This is a genomic window from Paractinoplanes toevensis (assembly GCF_018332695.1).
Taxonomy (GTDB): Bacteria; Actinomycetota; Actinomycetes; order Mycobacteriales; family Micromonosporaceae; genus Actinoplanes; species Actinoplanes toevensis.
The window spans coordinates 17,410-36,056 of record NZ_BOQN01000121.1; the positions used below are offsets into that span (position 1 = coordinate 17,410).

An 18,647-nucleotide genomic window follows, 5' to 3' on the forward strand; every position below is an offset into this window, starting at 1 on the left:
ATGACGTGGTCCACGGCTCTCCGTTCCCCGCCGGCCCGGGGGTGGGGACCGGTCGGTCTGACTATGCCTACGCCGTATTCATCGGCTCCGCGGACACCTGCTTTAGAGGCGCCGCGGCAGCCAGCAGGGTGAGTTTCTCGGCGCTGCTGGAGCCCGGCTCGGCGTGGTAGACGACCAGGGTCTGACCGGCCGTCCCGCCGACCGTCAGCTTCTCCCGGCGCAGGGTGAGCTCGCCGACCTGCGGGTGGTCGAGGCGGGTCGGCCGGCCCACCCGGTGCTGCACGTCGTGCCGCGCCCACAGCTGCCGGAACTGTTCGCTGGCCAGCGAGAGCTCCCCGACGAGCTGGACGAACCGGGGATCGTCGGTGTCGGTGCCGACCGATTCGCGGAAGCCGGCGACCAGGCCGGCGGTGTCGGTGTCCCAGTCGGGGTAGAGGACGCGTTCCTGCGGGTCGAGGAAGACCGCGAGCATCCGGTTACGGCCGGGCTGCACGTTCGGCGACAGCGCGGTGGCCAGGGCATTGGCGGCGAGCACGTCGAAGTAGCGGCCCTCGACGAACGCGGGCAGGCCGATCACCTCCAGGAGCTGCCGGATGCCGGTCGGGACGGACTCGCGGCGGGGGCGGCGGGCCCGGCGGGGTTTCGGGGCGGCCAGGCCGATCAGGTAGTCGGTGGCGGCCTCGTCGAGCTGCAGCACCCGGGCGACCGACTCGAGGACCGGCAGCGACGGGTTGCGGTCACGGCCCTGCTCCAGGCGCAGGTAGTAGTCGCTGCTGATGCCGGCGAGCATGGCGACCTCCTCGCGGCGCAGCCCGGCGACCCGGCGCACCCCGGTGACCCGCACCCCGGCGTCCTCCGGCCGCACCAGGGCCCGGCGGGCCCGCAGGAACTCGCCGATCGCGTTGTCGCTCATGCCAGCCACGCTAGACCGGCGCCGGGCCTCGATCCTGGTCCTGTCACTACCAGGATCGAGGCGGTACTGCCTACTTCCGGCCGGCCGCCCGAAGCTCGATGCATGACAGAGAAGAGCATGAGCACGGTGAACCGGATGGGCTACGGCGCGATGCAACTGGCCGGGCCGGGAGTGTTCGGGCCGCCGAAGGACCGCGGCGAGGCGATCGCCGTTCTGCGTACGGCCGTCGAGCTGGGTGTGAACCACATCGACACGGCCGACTTCTACGGGCCGCACGTCACCAACCAGCTGATCCGGGAGGCGCTCAGCCCGTACCCGGAAGATCTTTTGATCGTCACGAAGGTCGGCGCCGTCCGCGACGACCGGGGTGGCTGGCTGCACGCCCGCGAGCCGGAGCAGCTCGTCGCGCAGGTGCACGACAACCTGCGCAACCTCGGCGTCGACACCCTCGACGTGGTGAACCTGCGGGTCGGCGGCGGCAGCGACGGCCACACCCCGGTGCCCGGGTCGATCGCCGACAAGTTCGGTGCCCTGGCCGAGCTGCGCGAGCAGGGCCTCATCCGGCACCTGGGCCTCAGCGTCGTCGACGCCGGGCAGGTCGCCGAGGCGCAGGCGATCGCGCCGGTGGTCACCGTGCAGAACTGGTACAACGTGGCGCATCGCGGTGACGAGCAGCTGATCGCCTGGCTGAACGAGCAGAACATCACGTATGTCCCGTTCTGGCCGCTGGGCGGCTTCAACCCGCTGCAGTCCGGCACCCTCGACGCCGTCGCCGCCCGGATCGGCAGCACGCCGAACGCGGTCGCGCTCGCCTGGCTGCTGCAGGCCTCGCCCAACATCCTGCTCATCCCGGGCACCTCGAAGACCGCCCACCTGCGCGAGAACCTGGCCGCCGCCGACCTGAAACTGCCCGCCGACGCCCTCGACGAGCTGGACGGGATCGCGGCCGGTACAGGCAAGGACCACTGAGCGTCCTGGCCGCGGTTACGGTCCGGGCATGACACCACGACCCACCGCCGACCCGACGATCGGCGAACGCATCCAGGCCCGCCGGATGCTCCGCGGATGGAGCATCCGCCACGCGGCGAGCCGGGCCGGCATATCCCACGCCACCTGGAGCCGGATCGAACGCGGGCGGCAGGCGGCGGACAACCGGTTCATGCTGGCCGACGTCGCGGCCGCGCTCGAATGTTCCCCGGCCGAGCTGGCCGGCACCGTGGTGCCGGCCGCCGACCGAGCCGCGCTGGCCGCGCACGCCGCCGTGCACGGCATCCGGCAGGCCCTGATCGACATCGACCTGACCGAACCGCCCTCGGTGCCGGCGCCACCGATCGCGGAGCTGGCCCGCACCCTCGCGCTGGCCGACGAGTTGCGGCAGGCCTGCGACTACGCGGGCGCGGCCCGGCTCACCGCCGGCCTGCTGCGCGGCCTGCACGCCGCCGCGACCGGCGCCGACCGGCAGCCGGCGGTGCGGATGCTGGTCAGCGCCGCCTTCATCGCCTCCTCGGTGCTGCGCAACCTCGGCCATCCGGCCGACGCCTGGCTGGGTGCCGAGCGCTGCCGGGACGCGGCCTCCGCCGCCGGCGATCCCGTTCTCCAGGGGTACGCCGATTACGCGCGCGCCGGTGCGGCGAACTCCTGCGGCTCCTTCGACCGGGCCGTGACCCTGGCCTCCCGGGCCATCGACGAGCTGCACGGCCACTCCGGCGGTGCCGAGGTCGTGGGCTCGCTGCAACTGCTGTGCGCGCACGCGACCCGCAGCCCCGACGACAGCCGCGCCTGGACCGCCGAGGCCGCCGCCCTCGCCGAGCGCACCGGCGAGACCACCACCCTGGGCCTGTACTTCGGGCCCACCAACGTCGGCATCTGGCGGATCGGCATCGAGGTCGACCGCGACGACCCGGGCCGGGCCGCCGAGACCGCCCGCGGCACCGAGCTGGGCGCCATCCCGGCCGGCTTCCGGCAGGTCTTCTACTACGCCGACACCGGGCGCGCCCTGGCCCGGCTCCGCAAGGACCGGGAGGCGATCCGGTTCCTGCTCACCGCGGAACGCATCGCACCCCAGCACGTGCACACCTCGGCCGTCGTCCAGGAGACCACGCGTTCGCTGCTGGAACGGGCCCGGCGGCAGGCCGGCGGCTCCGAACTGCGCGGGCTGTGCGAGCGGATGCGCGTGGCCTGACACCGTCGTGCCAGGATGCGGGCATGCTGCTGACCGCCCTGCTCGACCCCGCCGACCTCGACGACGCCCTGGTCGCGCCCTCCGGCCGGCACTCGCGGCACGACCTGCTCGGCTGGGCCGCGGCGATCGCCCGGGAGCTCGCCGCCGTACCGATCGTGGCGATCGACGCGGTGCCGGACGCGTCCACGGTCGCGGCCGTCGCGGGCGCGCTGCTCGCCGGGGTGCCGATCGTGCCGATCCCGCCGGACGCGGGCACCCTCGAACGGCAGCACATCCTCGCCGACTCCGGCGCCACCCTCATCGACGTCGACCGGGACGCGCGCGAGACGACGATCCCGGCCGAACCGCCCGCCTCCCGGCCCGCGCTCGTGCTCTACACCAGCGGCACGACCGGCAAGCCCAAAGGCGTGGTCATCTCCCGGGCCGCCATCGCCGCCGACCTCGACGCGCTCGCCGAGGCGTGGGGCTGGACGGCCGCCGACACCCTGGTGCACGGGCTGCCGCTCTACCACGTGCACGGGCTGGTCCTCGGTGCCCTCGGACCGCTGCGGATCGGCGGGCGGCTCACGCACACCGGGCGGCCCTCTCCCGAGGCGTACGCGCAGAGCAGCGGAACCATGTACTTCGGCGTGCCCACCGTCTGGTCCCGGATCGCCGGGCAGCCGGCGGCGGCCCGGGCGCTGGCGCCGGCCCGGCTGCTCGTCTCCGGCAGCGCGCCGCTGCCCGCGCCGGTCTTCGAGGACCTGCTCGCGCTGACCGGGCAGGCGCCGGTCGAGCGGTACGGCATGACGGAAACCCTGATCACGATCAGCGCCCGCGCCGCCGGGGAGCGCCGCCCCGGCCAGGTCGGGCTGCCCCTGACCGGCATCGAGTCACGCCTCGTCGACGAGAAGAATGCCCTCCTGCCGGCCGACGGCAGCACGATCGGGCAGCTGCAGATCCGCGGCACCACCATGTTCGACGGCTACCTGCGCGACGGCGCGGTGACACCGGCTCCACTGACCGACGGCTGGTACACGACCGGCGACGTGGCCACCATCGGCGAGGACGGCTGGCACCGCATCGTCGGCCGCGCCTCCACCGACCTGATCAAGACCGGCGGCTACCGGGTCGGCGCGGGCGAGGTCGAGGACGCCCTGCTGCTGCACCCGGCCGTCCGCGAGGCCGCCGTGCTCGGCCTGCCCGACCCGGACCTGGGCGAACGCATCACCGCCTTCGTCGTGGCCGACCCGGTGTCCGAGGCCGACCTGATCGCCTTCGTCGCCGAGCGCCTGGCCGCACACAAGCGCCCGCGCGCGGTCCGCCTCGTCTCCGAGCTGCCCCGCAACGCGATGGGCAAGGTGCAGAAGGCCCGCCTGCGCGACGCATAGCCGCCCGCCTCCGCAGCCGGCCGCGTCGCGAAATCGAGCCGGCCTCGCGCACCAGGCTCGTGTCTCGCTCGGGGGAGAGGCTCGCCTGGCTGGGACTGAGTGGCACGGGGTGGTTGTGTCGCGTACGGGGCAAGGAGCGTTCGGATCAGTCTCCGCTGAGGTCCCGGTTCAGGGTCAGGACGGCTACGGCCAGGGCGGCTACCGCCCAGACGGTGAAGACTTCCAGGCCGAAGGCGTCGCCGGAGGCGGCCTCCAGGTAGGCCGAGATCGGCAGCTCCCACTCCATCTTGCCGATGATGCCCTCGACGATGACGAACCAGACGGCGAAGCCGAACAGCAGCCACGAGGCGCGGCGGACGATCGCGGCGACGGCCGCGCCGAAGACGGCCATGACGGGTACGACGATCAGGGTGTCGTTGTAGGGCTGGCTCTGGCCCTTGAGCAGCACCGGGACGCCGGTCAGGGCGGCGAACAGCCAGGCCACCAGGACCGTGGTCAGCACCTGGGCGAACAGGACGGTCAGGCGTTTCGGGCGGGCCAGGTAGAGCAGGGCCACCGTGCGGTGCTGGAAGTGCTGGGCGACCGTCAGCGCCGCTATGCCGAAGGCGCCCAGGCCGGCGAACAGCGCCCAGAAGGTGGCCTCCAGGATGCCGAACGATGCCGCCACCGCGCCGTAGAGGGCCAGGGAGACCCAGCTCGAGCGGATCGTGGCCATGCGGTAGAGCTCGCTGCGGATCAGGGTGATCATGCGGACGCCGCCAGGGTGAGGAAGATCTGTTCCAGGTTCGGGGTGTCGGTGCTCAGTTCGTAGAGCGGGACGCCCTCGGCGAAGGCGATCTCGCCGGCGTCCTCGGCGGACAGGCCGTCCACCTCGAGGATCTCCTCGTCGGTGGTGACCTTCGCGCCGGCGTCCTCGTAGGCCCGCCACAGCCGCACGGGGTCGGCGCCGCGCACCCGCAGGCGGCCGGTGGCGCTGCTGTAAAGGTCGGCCAGCGGGCCCGAGTGGCGCAATTTGCCGTTCGCGATGATCACTACGTCGTCGATGAGCTGGGCCAGTTCGGCCAGCAGGTGGCTGGAGATGAGCACCGTGCCGCCGGCCGCCGCGTGTTCCCGCAGCAGCCGGCGCAGCCACGCGATGCCCTCCGGGTCGAGGCCGTTGGCCGGCTCGTCGAGGATCAGCACGGGTGGCTCGCCGAGCAGTGCCGTCGCCACGGCCAGGCGCTGGCGCATGCCGAGTGAGTAGTCGCCGGTGCGCAGCCGGGCCGCGTCGGTCAGGCCGACCTGGTCGAGCAGGTGGTCGACGCGGGCTCGGTCGGCGCCGGCCAGCATCGCCTGGCCGATCAGGTGGGCGCGGCCGCTCTGGCCGGGATGGGTGATGCCCTGTTCGAGCACCGCGCCGATCTCCCGCAGTGGCTGCTTCAGCTCGGTGTAGGGCTTGCCGTCGATCAGCGCCACCCCGGAGGTCGGCCGGGTCAGGCCGAGCAGCATGCGCAGCGTGGTGGTCTTGCCGGAGCCGTTGAGGCCGAGGAAGCCGGTGACCCGGCCGGTCTGCGCGGTGAAGGACAGGCCGTCGACGGCGCGGTTCCTGCCGTAGGCCTTGGTCAACTCGAGCGTCTCGATCATCGACACGCACCCTATCGATGCAGTGCCAGAAGTCCATCGGCGAAGGTGCGCCGCCAGTTCACGTAGTCGTGGCCGCCGGCGTACTCGAGGTATTCCACCGGGTAGCCGTGGCCGCGCAGGGCGTCGCGCATCTGCCGCACCACCGACACCTGGTCGGGGGCGCCGCCCGGGCCGGCCGTCGTCTCCCATGTGCCCACGTCGAGGAAGAAGCGCAGGTCGGCCCGGGGGTAGCGGGTGATCTGGCGGATCAGCCAGCCGGGCTCGCCGTCGGCCGGTTCCGGCCACCAGAAGCTGCCCGACTGGGCGAGCACCCCGCCGAACATCTCGTGCGCGCACAGCCCGACGTACGCGGCGGCCAGGCCGCCGCGGGACACCCCGGCGATCAGGTTGGCCTCGCGGGAACGGCCGGCGCCCAGTTGGGTACGCGCCCACGGCACCAGCTCGTGCTCGACGAACGCGTGGATCGGCCGGGTCGGCGACAGATCGGCCGAGCGGGTCTTCTCGAAGCTGCTCACGAACAGGGCCACGGTCGGCGGGATGCGGCCGTCGGCGATCAGATTGTCCAGGATCGTCGGCACCCGCAGCACGTGCCGGGCCAGGTAGCCGTCGAAGACGACCAGCACCGGCAGGCCCTCGGCGGGGGTGCCGGCCGGGCGGTAGACGGTGACCGGGCGGGGGCCGCCGAGCGCGAGACCGGGCAGGACGACCTCGGTCAGCTCGCCGGCCGGCACGCCGGGGCGGGGCGCGGTCCACGGCTCGGGCGGCGCCTCGGGCAGTTCGAGGACGGACGCCCAGACGTCCCGGTCGTCGGGGTCGGCCGGGTCGCGCGGGAAGTGCATCCGGTGCGGGTTGGCCAGGTCGATGTGGGTGGGGCCGGTGCCGGACAGGTCGAGGGGGAGTGTCTCGGCCTCGCCGTGTGCGAGGCAGTAGACGGTGCGGGCGTGCGGCGGCATCGCCCGGGAGCCGTGCCACAGGTCGGTGCCGGGCACCCGCTCGAGGGGGATCTCGAAGCCCCAGAACACCCGGGTGCTGGCCGCCTCGCCGCGCCACAGGAACGTGACGAGCAGCTGACCGTCGCCGGCCGGCTCGATCAGCGGGGTGCCGGTGGTGTCCCAGAAATCGGCCAGCCCTTCAGTGGACAAAGTGGACAGAAGGTGGGTGATGCGTGGACTCTGCACGGTGTCGGCTCTCCCACGATTCCAGCCCCGTTAACGTTCTCAGCACCGAGCGTTCCAAGTTGATCACTAGGTGTCAAGTGACTGAAATCGATGACTGCCCGACTATCCGGCGTACGCGTGCAGGCCGGCCAGCAGCGCCGCCAGTCCGGCTTTCGCGTCGGCGAACAGCATCGCGGTGCGCGGATCCGCGTACAGCTCGTTGTCGATGCCGGCGTAGCCGTGCCCGAGTGACCGCTTCAGCACGATCACGCTGCGCGCCTTGTCGACGTCGAGGATCGGCATGCCGGAGACCGGGTTGCCGGGCCGGCGCGCGGCCGGGTTGGTGACGTCGTTGGCGCCGATGATCAGCGCCACGTCGGTGCGGGCGAACTCCGGGTTGCTCTCCTCCAGGTCCTTGAGCTGCGGATAGGGGGCGTTGGCCTCGGCCAGGAGCACGTTCATGTGGCCCGGCATGCGGCCGGCGACCGGGTGGATGGCGTAGGTGACCTCGACCCCGCGTTCGGTCAGCGCCTCGGCCAGCGCGACCGCCTCGTGCTGGGCCTGGGCCGCGGCGAGGCCGTAGCCGGGGACGATCACGACCTTCCCGGCGTACGCGAGTTGGATCGCGGCGTCGTCGGCGGTGATCTCCCGTACCGAAGCGGCACCGGAACCACCGGCCACCGCGACCGCGTCGCCGGTGCCGAAACCACCCGCCATGATCGCGGTGATCGGCCGGTTCATGGCGTCCGCCATGAGCTTGGTCAGGATCGCACCGGCCGCACCCACCAGCCCGCCCGCGATGATCAGCGGGGTGCTCTCCAGGACGAAGCCGGCCATCGCGACGGCCGTGCCGGTGAACGCGTTGAGCAGGGAGATCACCACCGGCATGTCGGCGCCGCCGATCGGCAGGGTGAGCAGCACCCCGGCGGCCAGGGCGGCGACCGTCACGCCGGCCAGCAGCCACTGGTTGAAGTCGCCGGCCACGAACCAGACGCCCAGCGCGGCGGCGACGAGGGTGAGTGCCGCCATGATCGGGCGGCCGAACGGGACGGCGATCGGGCGGCCGGGGATGCGGCCGGCCAGCTTGCCCGCCGCCACCAGGGAGCCGGTGAAGGTCACGCCGCCGATCGCCACGTCGAGGACACCGGTCACCGCGGCCTGGTTCGACGCCGCCGGCTCGCCGAGGGCGATCAGGGCCGCGGCGCCGCCGCCGACCGCGTTGAACAGGCTCACCAGCTGGGGCATCGCGGTCATCTGCACCCGGCGGGCGGCGATCAGGCCGGCCAGCCCGCCCGCGCAGGCCCCGATGACCAGCGCGACGACGGCCCCGGTGGTCATCGTGTGGTCGCGGACCAGGACGACGGCGGTGATGGCGATGGCGACGGCCATGCCGGCCGCGGAGATCCGATTGCCCTTCTTGGCGGTGGCCGGCGCGTTCATCAGGTGCAGGCCGATCACGAAGGACACCGCGCAGGCGAGATAGACCAGATGAATCGTGGTGTTCATCGCCGGCTCCGGAACATCGCCAGCATCCGGTCGGTGACCACGTAACCGCCGGCGACGTTCATCGCCCCGAAGAAGGCCGCGATCGCCAGCAAAATATATCCGGAGATGTCGGTTACCGTTGCGGCCAGGAGCATCACGCCGATGAGCACCACGCCGTGGATCGCGTTCGCGCCGGACATCAGCGGCGTGTGCAGGGTGGCCGGCACCTTGCTGATCACCTCGAAGCCGACCAGCAGAGCCAGGGTGAACACGGTGAGGTCGGCCAGCAGCAGCGGACTCACGATCGGATCTCCTTCCTGGTGAGGGCTCCTCCGTGGCTGACCACGACGGCCGCCAGGATCTCGTCGTCGAGGTCGAGGACGACCTCGCCGCGGGGCATCAGGTGGGTGAGGAGGGCGAGAGCGTTCCGGGCGTACGCCGTGGAAGCCGCCCCAGGCACGGTCGAGGCGAGGTTCGCCGCCCCGATGACCGTGACGCCGGCGTCGGTGACCGTCCGGGTGTCCGGAATTGATCCCTCGACGTTGCCGCCGTCCGGGGCCGCCGCGAGGTCGATCACCACCGAGCCGGGCCGCATCTTGGAGAGGGCGTTCTCGGACACCAGCCGCGGCGCCGGCCGGCCCGGCACCTGCGCCGTCGTGATGATCACGTCGAACCGGGGTATCGCCTCGTCGAGCGCCGACTGCTGGGCGCTCTGCTCGTCGTCGCTCAGCTCGCGGGCGTAGCCGCCCTCGCCCTCCTTGCCCGTCCGCTCCGGCCCGGCCAGGACGGTGGCGCCGGTGGACGCGATATCGGCGCGGGCCGCCTCGCGCACGTCGTAGCCGGTGACCAGGGCGCCCAGCCGGCGGGCGGTGGCGATCGCCTGCAGGCCGGCCACGCCCGCCCCGAGCACCAGGACCTGGGCCGGGCGGGTCGTGCCGGCCGCGGTCATCAGCATCGGGAAAAAACCCGAGTACGCCTCCGCGGCCAGCAGCGCGGCCTTGTAACCGGCCACGTTCGCCTGCGAGGTCAGCGCGTCCATCGCCTGGGCCCGGCTGAGCGTGCGGGGCAGCAGATCGAGGCTGATCACGGTCACCCCCGCAGTGGCCAGGCGCTGCATCAGGTCCCGGTTCGACCGGGGGTTCAGCAGCCCGATCAGCACCTGCCCCGGCCGGCAGGCGGCCACGTCGTCCGGCGGATGCAGGCAGAGCAGCACGTCGCTGTCCGCGTACACCCGGTCGCGGCCGGCCACCACGGCGCCGGCGCCCTCATAACCGATGTCCTCGAACCAGGCGCGGGCGCCCGCACCCGCCTCGACCAGCACCGCGACATCCAGTTTTCGCAGGCGGGCGACCCCGTCCGGGGTGAGCGCGACCCGCCGCTCCCGACCCGCCGTCTCCCGCAACACACCGACCGTCGTCATGGACACCTCGTCGTCGATCCCAACCGTCAACATCGATGCTGTCCCACTCGGCGTCAAGGGGCCACCCTGCTCCATCTGTCGGGTCCGGTCGCCGCGCGGTACCGTCATCCGATGGCGGAGCGCATCGGTGCCGGCACCTGGTCCATTCAGGGCGAGACGGTCACGCTGCCGGTGACCATCACCGATGCCCGCATCACCGCGGCGGTCTTCACCGCACCCGCGGCCGGCGCCCGCCAGGTGCTCGACGGCGTGCCGCTGAAACCGGTCACCCTCTTCGGGCGGGCCATCTCCGTGCTGATGTTCATCCACTATCCGGAGTGGGCGCTGAAGAGCTACGACGAGGTCGGGGTCGCGCTGCTCGTGCGCGGGCCGGGCGGGCGGCCCGGACTGCACATCGTGGAACTGCCGGTGACCGGCGCGTTCACCCGGGAGGCCGGGCAGGACTTCTGGGCCCTGCCGAAATGGCTGATGGACGCGGACCTGTCGTTCGGTGGCACCGGGACGTCGGTGACCGTCCGCGACGGCGGGGCCGAGGTCCTGCACGCGTCGGTCGGCAACGGGCGGCTTCGCCTGCCCTTCGGGACGCGGCTCAAGGTGCCGTCGTGGTCGTTCCTCGGCCACGGCGCGCAGGCCGGGCGCCTGCTGCGCGGCACCCTTCCGATGAATCTGTCCGGCATCCGGGTGGGTCGCGGTGCCTATGCCGTACGGCTGGGAGAGCACCCGATGACCGCGAAGATGCGGGCGCTCGGGATGCTGGAGAAGCCGCTCCTCACCGTTACCGCGGCGCGGATGGCCGGCGCCCTGGGGGAGTTCCGGCCCGTTTCCCGCTGATTCTGGCTTCGCTTGCGCGCCGGTGAGCGCGGCGCCGTGGCGTCGCGCTCACCGGGTTGCGGTCCGCCGGGGGCTGCGGGCCGCGGTCACGGAAGCCGCAGGACCAAGCCGACCGGGATCAGGTCCGGGTCCGGGCCGATGGCATCCCGGTTGAGCCGGTAGAGCGCCTGCCAGCCACCCGGGATGTTCAGCCGCCGGGCGATCGTGGACAGGGTGTCGCCCGACTTGACCGGGTACTTCTCCGGCGTGTCCGGCTTCATGTGGCCGAGGTCGCGGCGCGCCTTGGACAGCATGTCGTCCGCGTCGTCCGGCGAACCCATGAACTCGAAGTGCATCGGGTCCTTGTGCCGGCCGCTGTAATTGCCACCCCAGGCGAACCCGAAACGGTTCCACATCGGCCCGACCCACGGCGGAAGATTGGTACGCAGGACACCGTCGAACCGTTCCGGATTTTTGTCCCAGTTCAGATCGACCGCCAGTCCCCAGGAATGGTTGCTGGCCTTTTTGGTGTTCTTGATGGGCCGATTCACGTACCCGCCGCACCGTTTCGGATCGAGCCGGTATCCACGCCGCTCGGTCTCGTCGAGCAGCAGGTCCACCAGCGCGGCGATCCGCTTGTGCACGTTGACCTTGGTGCCGGACCGGTCCGCCCGGACCCGCGCCATGTCCCGCGACCGATCCTCCGGCCAGCCGTTCTTCCAGCCCTTGCCCTTGGGACTGACCGAGTAGTCACTGATCGAGAACCGCATCGGACACCTCCTCGGGCTCCGGCTGGACGGAGTCGGTGACCTCGTCCTCGTGATCGGGTGGCTCGGGCAGATCCAGGTCGATCTCGGCAAGCCGGCTCTCATCGCCGACCAGATTGGTGTCGCTCATTTCCGCCCTCCTTTCCATGCCGCCAAGAATGGAAAGAATCGAAGCGGCGGTCAACGCACACGTCATATCCGGGACGGAATGTATCTGGCCGGCGGTCACCGCCCCCGGTCAGGCGTTTCGGCGGATGATGCGGGCCAGCCGCCCGGCCTCGACGGCCACATCGGAACGCCACGGCTCGGCGGCGGCCACCACCACATCGGGCAGATCCGCCCGAGCCCCGATGGCCGCCGCCGCGTCGGCGGCAACGGCCAGCAGATCAGCCACCCCGTCCGCGATGGGCCGCTGCCGCAGCAGCGCCGGCACCACGGCATAGGAGACCGCCCACACGACATGCCAGGCCCGCCCGGCCCCGATCCGCCCAAGGCTGTCCGCGGCCCACCCGACGACCCCACCGACGGCGGCGCCTTGGGCGGGCGTGCCGCCCTCAGCCGGTCCGTTCGCGGTTGTCTCGCTGCTGGCCGTCTCGGTTCTGGCGGTGAGCATGGCGCGTAGTTCGCGGCCGAGGAGGCCGGAGTCGAGGCCGCTACCGGATGCCAGGTGCAGCACCGCGTCGACGGCCGCCTCCCGCCGGCGGTCCTGCGGCGAAGTCAGTCCGTGGGCCAGGGCGAGTGCCATCGCGGGGCCGAACGGGCCGTCGGCTCTCGCCAGCGCCGACAGCGTCTCGGCGGCATCCGGGCCGTGGTGCGCGGCCGCGAGACAGTGGGCGGCGATCACCTCACGGTGGCGGGGAAGAACCATCGGCCAGCAGCGCATATCCGAAATGCCCGGCCGGGAGGCACCGTGGATGTCCGGCGGCGTCATCAAGTCGCGGACGATGCTGTCGACGGTCGCCGCTGGTGCGGCATCGTGCAGGAGCGGCGGGACCCCCGCCGGGGTCGGTTCCGGCTGCGCGTCGTGCGGCAGAGTCGGCGCCTGCGGTGGGAGGAAAGTCGCCCGCCGCTGCGGTTCAGCCTCCGTGCTCGCGCCGGCCGCGCCCGCCGACCGGCAGGTGGTGATGACCGTAGCCGTGACGGGCGGCAGGCCGCCGGCGCGCAACCAGGCCGCGAACTGCAGGCCGGCCGGGGACACCAGGCGGTCGGCGGCGCGCTGCACGGTCGGGTCCACGGCGGCGGGCAGGCGCAGCAGAGCCTGCGCGAGGTCGTAGGGACCGGGCTGCCAGCCGTCCCGCTCGGCGGCGATCAGCCGGAACAACATCCGCACCGGACTGACCAGCCCATCCGTCGTCGTCGGCGTGGCCAGCAGCGCGGGCGGTGCCACAGTGGCCAACTGCCGGGCCAACTCCCGAACCCGGCCCGGCACCATCGCCGCCGGCGGTGCGACAACCGACGGCGCCCGATCCGCGAACCGACCGGGCCGGGCCAGCGACCCCAGCAACATGTCGAACGGCGCCGGCGCCGCATCAGCGAGCGGCACGAGAGCAGCGGCAAGATCGTCCCGGTCGGAGTGCGCCAGCGAGACCACCGCGGCGAGCACTCGTTCCAAACCGACCGGCTCCAGCGGCTGCGAGAGCCGCACGGTGAGCTCGGCAACCAGCTCGGCAACCGTCGCGATCGGCGGCGGCATCCCGTCCGCCGGCAACGAAACCGGCGCAGCCGGAAACCGAGGCGCGACAAACTGCTGCGCCGGAACCGGAGCTACCGCATCCGCCGGTCCCAGACCCGCCGGCCCCGCGCTAGCCGGTCCCGGGGCCGTTGGTCCCGCGCTCGTGGGTCCCAGGCCGGCCGGTCCCGGGCCCGTTGTTCTTGCGCATGCCGATCCCGGATTTGCTGATCTCGCGCTTGCCGGTCCCAGGTCCGTTGTTCTCTCGCTTGCCGATCCCGGCCTCGGCGGCACCGCGTTCGTCGGGCCCAGGTCCGCCGGGCCCAGGACCCCCGGTCTGAGGTCCTTCGATTCCGGGTCCGTTGGATCTGGGCCTGCCGTCCCCGGCGGGCTCGTCGGTCCGTCGATCGCTGGCCCTGCGCCCGCTGGGATCGCGGCCGGATCGCCTGCGGTTTCGGCGAGATCATGATCATTAGCGGTTTGCTGGGCCTCGACCCGGATTGGCGCACGCTTCGCGGGCTCGGTGCGGCCTGGTACGGCCTTTGGCGTCCTGACCGGCGTCTGCGCGATCGGCGAGGTCTCGGCTCGGCTTGCTTCGGCTTTCCGCGTCCGGGTCGGGATCTGCGCGGCTGGCGGAGTGCCGGCTGCTGCGGACTTCGCTGTCCGGGTCGGGGTCTGTCCGGTCGGCCGGGCGTCGGCGCGGCTTGGCCCGGGCTTTCTGGTTCTGGCGGGGGATTGTTCGTCCGGCGGGGTCTCCGCTCGGCTTCGGGTGGGCTTTCGGGGCCGGGCCGGCGGTTGGGCGTCCGACGGAGTTTCGGGTCGGGTTCGGGCGGGCTGCTCGGCTGCCGGTCGGTTTCGTGAGGGCGCCTTGGTCTCGGGTCGGGTTCGGGCGGGCTGCTCGGCTGCCGGTCGGTCTCGCGGGGGCGCCTTGGTCTCCGGTGGGGACTGCAGGGCTCGACGGGCCAGCTCCGCGTGGGGGCCGTCCAGGAGGGCCGTGTAGTCCCGGCGGTGCTTGGCCGTCTCGGCCTGGGTCGGGGCCAGCAGGTCGTGGGTTGTCGCGGCGGGGCGCAGGGCCGCGGGGCTGCCGTCGGCGCGCAGGCGGTGCAGGGTTCGGCGGAGCAGTTGGGCGCGGTCGAGGTGGCCGGTCGCGGCCAGTCGGGTGAGGGCGGGTGGCCAGGCGCGGTCCAGGCCGGGGGTGTCGAACAGGTGGGGGAGCAGGTGTTCCAGCCACGGGTCGGCGGCCAGCCGGTCGGCGAGGGTGTCGGGGTCGCCGGCGTGGCCGCGGATCCAGGCGCGGAGGACGGCCTCGGTGGTGGGTGGGGGTGTGCCGGTGGCGTGGAGGAGCGCCGCGAGGATCGGCCATTCGCCGGGCCAGGCGGGGCGGGGGCGCATGCGGTCGGCCAGGACGGCGGCCACCGAGGCCGGGCGGGGGCGGCCGGGGGCGGTCAGCACGCGGAGCAGGTCGGCCAGGGTGGCGGCCGACGGTTCGTGGTGGAAGCGCCGCGAGCGTAGCCACGACACGATGGCGTCGGCGCGGGGCAGGCAGGCGGCGCCGGCGATCAGCAGGGCGGCTTCCGGCTGCTCGGCCAGGTCGGGGGCCGCGTGGGCGCCGGCCCGGCGGACCGCCATGGACAGGGCCCGGCGGTTCGCCTCGGGCAGCGACAGCAGGACGTCGGCCACGTCGGCGGGGGTGCCGTCGCGCAGGAGGGCCCGCAGCTCGTCCTCGGTGAGGTGGCGCGGGACCTGGGCCGCGGGCGTGCCGTCGTTGCGGCGGGCCGGGCGGCGGCCGCCGACACGCGACGGGAGCCGGTCGGCTGCGGTTTCGGTGGCCGCGCCCATGATCGCGACCGTACCGGGCGTTCCGCCCGGCTCGCGGCGATTCGCGGCGAGTGCCTGATCCCAAGGAGTCCCGGGAAGGTCCCGAAGGGACCGGACCTAGCCTCCTAGGACGACCTGCGAGGCGTACGCCCGGCCACGAAAGCGGGCGAAGCCGGTGGTAACGGAACGACCGACCATCTATGTAAACGGCGGTCGAATCAGGGAATTTCGCCCTGATCCTCATCGACGGTGACGCCCGTGCCGATCGTTACTACGGGATGTGTGATCACGAGAGGGCCAGGAATGGGACTGCTTAGTGGGTTCGACAACCGCTCTCTGCGGACCAAGATCGGTACGGCCGTTCTGATCGGCACGATCTGCGGTCTCATCGTCGGCGTCGTGGGCATCGTGACGCTGAACGGCCAGAACGACGATGCCGCGGCGGCGCAGCGCCGGACCATCGCGGTCGAGGCCGCGGCGGCGTCGTTCGCCAAGAACATCGAGTCGTACTCGGGTAACCAGTCGGCGCTCGCGCTTTATCCGAGCCTGGCCGAGACGATCAAGAAGGGGCAGGCGGCCAACAAGGCGGCCGTCAACGATGCCCTGACCAGCCTGGCGTCGAGCCTTGCCGGCGACAGTTCGGGCGTGACGGCGGTGGCGAAGGCCAAGACCGACTGGGAAGCCTTTCTCGCCTTCATCGCCGTCGACCGCAGCAAGTTCACGGCCGCTCAGCTCTCCACGGTCCTGGACGAGTACAACAGCCTCTACGGTGCGCTGGTGACCGACGAGACCGCGCTGCAGGACCGGGCCACGGCCCTCTCCGAGGCGAGCATCAAGGATGCCGAGTCCGACACCGCCCAGGCCACCTGGATCGTGTCCGGCATGCTGGCGGTCGGGGTGATCCTCAGCCTGCTGGTCGGGTTCCGGGTGGCGGGCCGGGTTCGCAGTGCGGTGCAGGGCGTCTCGCGCCTCGCCGAGGGCCTGGCCGAGGGCGACCTCACCCGGTCGTCCGGGGTGACCAGCGACGACGAGCTCGGCCGGATGGCGGCCGCGCTGGACCGGGGGATCTCCCGGCTGCGCGAGGACGTCATCCAGCTGGTCGGCAACGCCGGCACCCTGAACTCGGCGGCCGCCCAGCTGACCGCGGTGTCCGGCGAGGTCGACGCGGCCGCGTCGGAGGCGTCGGCGCAGGCCGGCTCGGTGGCCGACGCGGCCGACGTGGTCTCCAACAACCTGCAGGTCGTGTCGGCCGGCTCGGAGGAGATGGGCTCGGCGATCCGGGACATCAGCGTCTCCACCAGCGAGGCGTCCGAGGTGGCGGTGCAGGCCGTCGCGGTGGCCGCACAGACCAACGAGATCGTGGGGCGGCTCGGCGAGTCGTCGGCCGAGATCGCGACCGTGGTCAAGACGATCACCGCGATCGCCGAGCAGACGAACCTGCTGGCGCTGAACGCGACGATCGAGGCGGCTCGCGCGGGTGAGTCCGGCAAGGGCTTCGCCGTGGTCGCCGGTGAGGTCAAGGACCTGGCGCAGGAGACGGCCAAGGCCACCGAGGACATCTCGCGGCGGGTGTCGACGATCCAGACCGACACCGACGGCGCGGTCGCGGCGATCGGCGAGATCTCGGCGATCATCGAGCGGATCAACGGCATCCAGCTGGCCATCGCCTCGGCGGTGGAAGAGCAGACGGCAACGACCCAGGAGATGAACCGTACGCTGTCCGAAGCCGCCGCCGGCGCGGGCAGCATCGCCCAGACGATCGGTACGGTCTCGGACGCGACCCGCCGCACGTCGGGTGCCGTCGGCGACACCCGTCAGGCCGCGGACGAGCTGGCCATGACGGCCGGTCAGCTGCAGAGCCTGGTGTCGCGCTTCCGCTACTGAGGTCGTCGAACGAGAGCGTCAGTGCTCGAAGGCGTGGGCCATGGTGGCCTGCTCTTCGAGCACTTCGCCGATCCGGGCCTGCACCGCGTCCAGCTGGCCGATGGTCTCGCTGGTGGTGCGGATCCCGCCGGCCACCGACTCGGCGCTGTGCTGCAGGGCGGCGATCTGCTCGGACACCCGCTTGGTGGCCTCGGCGGTCTCCCGGGCCAGTTCCTTCACCTCGCCGGCGACCACCGCGAAGCCCTTGCCGATCTCGCCGGCCCGGGCCGCCTCGATGGTGGCGTTCAGGGCGAGCAGGTTGGTCTGGTCGGCGATCGAGGTGATCACCTTGATGACGTCGCCGATCGCGTTGGAGGCCTCGCCGAGCGCGGCCACGTCGCCGGTCATGTCGGAGGCCCGGGCGACCGCGTCGTCCGCGACCCGGGTGGCGTCGCTGGTGGCGTCGCGCAGCCGGGAGACGGTGTCGAGCAGGGCGCGGGCGTTGGTGGCCGAGATCTCGGCGCCGCGGACGATGTCGAGCCGCTGCGAGACCAGCTGCTGCACGTTGCGCAGCGCGTCGGCGCGAGAGTCGCTGAGGTCGATGAACTCGGTGGTGAAGAAGTCCATCGTGCCGACGATCCGGTCCATGCTGACGATCGGGAAGCAGACGCCGGAGCGGACCCCGGCGCGGGTGGCGGCCGGTGCGCGTACGCAGTCGGTCAGTTCGCCGATGTTGCGGACGAAGACAAGGTCCTTCGCCCGCCAGGCGCGCCCGGACAGGCCGACCCCCTCGGCGAACGTGGCCGCCAGGGTCACCTTGCGGAACTCGTCACCGGCCGAACCGGATTCAACCTTGAACTTGAGGACGTTCTCCTCGTCGTCGATCTCCCAGTAGGAGCCGTAGGCCCAGCCGAACGCGGTGCGGACCGCGTCGAGCGCGGACTTCAGCGCCCGGGCCGAGTCGGCGGTGTGGCCGAGGGCGCTGACCACGGTGGTGACCGCGAGCCGGTCGTCGGCGATCTGGCGGGTCAGGAACGAGGAGAGCGCGGCCTGCCGAGCCTGCTCGGCGACTCGCATGATCGCGCCCCACTTGCTGATCAGGGCGCTGTCCACCGCGGAGGGGTTGCGGCCGTACAGCTCGAGGACGGCGGTCACGGTGCCGCGCCGGACGATCGGCAGGGCGATGGCGGCGAGCGCACCGGCCCGCATCGCGGCGGCCATCCGGGCGTCGTTGCCGGCGGTGTCGGCGTAGGCCGCCTCGCGGGTGCGGATCGACTGCTGGACGAGGGCGGCCGAGCCGGCGGTGCCGTTCAGGGAACCGGCGATCCGGCCGAGCTCGTACTCGATGTGGGCCACGCCGTTCTCGACGCACCAGACCGCGCCGTACTCCATGTCGTAGAACTCGACGTAGGTGGACGCGAAGATTCGCCAGGTGCTCGCCTCGTCCGTGGCGGTCTCGAGGTTCGACACGAACTCTTCCAGCGCCTCGATGTCACGGGGCACGGCCCGCGTCGCCACGGGCTGGTCTGGCAGGCGCTTTCCGAAGAGACCCATGATGTCAGGCTACGGA

At 72.4% G+C, this 18,647-nt stretch carries 16 protein-coding genes; 5 read left to right on the top strand and 11 right to left on the bottom strand.

The window, feature by feature from the left end:
* Positions 1-67: 67 nt before the first annotated feature.
* Entirely contained in the window at positions 68-913 is an 846-nt protein-coding gene (locus tag Ato02nite_RS41735; protein WP_213012244.1) for a helix-turn-helix domain-containing protein, read from the bottom strand.
* A gap of 102 nt (positions 914-1,015) precedes the next feature.
* On the opposite strand from Ato02nite_RS41735, the gene Ato02nite_RS41740 reads away from it, so the two are divergent.
* The 3 genes from Ato02nite_RS41740 to Ato02nite_RS41750 are packed head-to-tail and all read left to right on the top strand — an operon-like array spanning position 1,016 to position 4,465.
* Positions 1,016-1,882, top strand: a complete 867-nt coding sequence (locus Ato02nite_RS41740) for an oxidoreductase (protein WP_213012245.1) — start codon at positions 1,016-1,018, stop codon at positions 1,880-1,882.
* Positions 1,883-1,910: 28 nt separating this feature from the next.
* The gene (locus tag Ato02nite_RS41745; protein WP_213012246.1) at positions 1,911-3,095 is read left to right on the top strand and encodes a helix-turn-helix domain-containing protein; all 1,185 of its coding nucleotides are present in this window, start codon (positions 1,911-1,913) and stop codon (positions 3,093-3,095) included.
* A gap of 23 nt (positions 3,096-3,118) precedes the next feature.
* Positions 3,119-4,465, top strand: a complete 1,347-nt coding sequence (locus Ato02nite_RS41750; RefSeq protein WP_213012247.1) for an AMP-binding protein — start codon at positions 3,119-3,121, stop codon at positions 4,463-4,465.
* Between the two features lie 145 nt (positions 4,466-4,610).
* Here the strand turns inward: Ato02nite_RS41750 and Ato02nite_RS41755 are convergent, their stop codons facing one another.
* From Ato02nite_RS41755 to Ato02nite_RS41780, 6 genes are all read right to left on the bottom strand, one after another.
* Entirely contained in the window at positions 4,611-5,213 is a 603-nt protein-coding gene (locus tag Ato02nite_RS41755) for a hypothetical protein (RefSeq protein WP_213012248.1), read from the bottom strand.
* Positions 5,210-6,088 carry an ATP-binding cassette domain-containing protein gene (locus Ato02nite_RS41760; protein ID WP_213012249.1) on the bottom strand — a complete coding sequence of 293 codons (879 nt, stop codon included), beginning with the start codon at positions 6,086-6,088 and terminating at the stop codon, positions 5,210-5,212. The genes Ato02nite_RS41755 and Ato02nite_RS41760 overlap by 4 nt, the downstream gene beginning before the upstream one ends.
* An 11-nt stretch (positions 6,089-6,099) precedes the next feature.
* Positions 6,100-7,266, bottom strand: coding sequence for an alpha/beta hydrolase-fold protein (locus tag Ato02nite_RS41765; RefSeq protein ID WP_246608032.1), 1,167 nt, complete (start codon positions 7,264-7,266; stop codon positions 6,100-6,102).
* A 102-nt stretch (positions 7,267-7,368) separates the two neighbouring features.
* Positions 7,369-8,751: an NAD(P)(+) transhydrogenase (Re/Si-specific) subunit beta gene (locus Ato02nite_RS41770; RefSeq protein WP_213012250.1), complete on the bottom strand. Its 1,383-nt coding sequence runs from the start codon at positions 8,749-8,751 to the stop codon at positions 7,369-7,371.
* Entirely contained in the window at positions 8,748-9,032 is a 285-nt protein-coding gene (locus Ato02nite_RS41775; protein WP_213012251.1) for an NAD(P) transhydrogenase subunit alpha part 2, read from the bottom strand. Before Ato02nite_RS41775 ends, Ato02nite_RS41770 begins: the two co-directional genes overlap by 4 nt.
* Entirely contained in the window at positions 9,029-10,183 is a 1,155-nt protein-coding gene (locus Ato02nite_RS41780) for an NAD(P) transhydrogenase subunit alpha (RefSeq protein ID WP_246608033.1), read from the bottom strand. The genes Ato02nite_RS41775 and Ato02nite_RS41780 overlap by 4 nt, the downstream gene beginning before the upstream one ends.
* A gap of 78 nt (positions 10,184-10,261) precedes the next feature.
* Between Ato02nite_RS41780 and Ato02nite_RS41785 the strand changes: the two genes are divergently transcribed.
* The gene (locus Ato02nite_RS41785; protein WP_213012252.1) at positions 10,262-10,981 is read left to right on the top strand and encodes an acetoacetate decarboxylase family protein; all 720 of its coding nucleotides are present in this window, start codon (positions 10,262-10,264) and stop codon (positions 10,979-10,981) included.
* An 86-nt stretch (positions 10,982-11,067) separates the two neighbouring features.
* On the opposite strand, the gene Ato02nite_RS52715 is transcribed toward Ato02nite_RS41785, so the two are convergent.
* The 3 genes from Ato02nite_RS52715 to Ato02nite_RS52720 form a co-directional block, all read right to left on the bottom strand.
* The gene (locus Ato02nite_RS52715) at positions 11,068-11,730 is read right to left on the bottom strand and encodes a M15 family metallopeptidase (protein ID WP_281419890.1); all 663 of its coding nucleotides are present in this window, start codon (positions 11,728-11,730) and stop codon (positions 11,068-11,070) included.
* Positions 11,711-11,857: a hypothetical protein gene (locus Ato02nite_RS41795; protein WP_213012253.1), complete on the bottom strand. Its 147-nt coding sequence runs from the start codon at positions 11,855-11,857 to the stop codon at positions 11,711-11,713. The genes Ato02nite_RS52715 and Ato02nite_RS41795 overlap by 20 nt, the downstream gene beginning before the upstream one ends.
* 108 nt (positions 11,858-11,965) lie before the next feature.
* The gene (locus Ato02nite_RS52720) at positions 11,966-15,235 is read right to left on the bottom strand and encodes a hypothetical protein (RefSeq protein WP_213012254.1); all 3,270 of its coding nucleotides are present in this window, start codon (positions 15,233-15,235) and stop codon (positions 11,966-11,968) included.
* Positions 15,236-15,517: 282 nt separating this feature from the next.
* On the opposite strand from Ato02nite_RS52720, the gene Ato02nite_RS41805 reads away from it, so the two are divergent.
* Complete coding sequence (locus tag Ato02nite_RS41805; protein WP_213012255.1) at positions 15,518-17,098, top strand: methyl-accepting chemotaxis protein; 1,581 nt, start codon at positions 15,518-15,520, stop codon at positions 17,096-17,098.
* An 18-nt stretch (positions 17,099-17,116) separates the two neighbouring features.
* Here Ato02nite_RS41805 and Ato02nite_RS41810 read toward each other — a convergent pair whose 3' ends face one another.
* Positions 17,117-18,631: a methyl-accepting chemotaxis protein gene (locus Ato02nite_RS41810; RefSeq protein ID WP_213012256.1), complete on the bottom strand. Its 1,515-nt coding sequence runs from the start codon at positions 18,629-18,631 to the stop codon at positions 17,117-17,119.
* Positions 18,632-18,647: the final 16 nt, after the last annotated feature.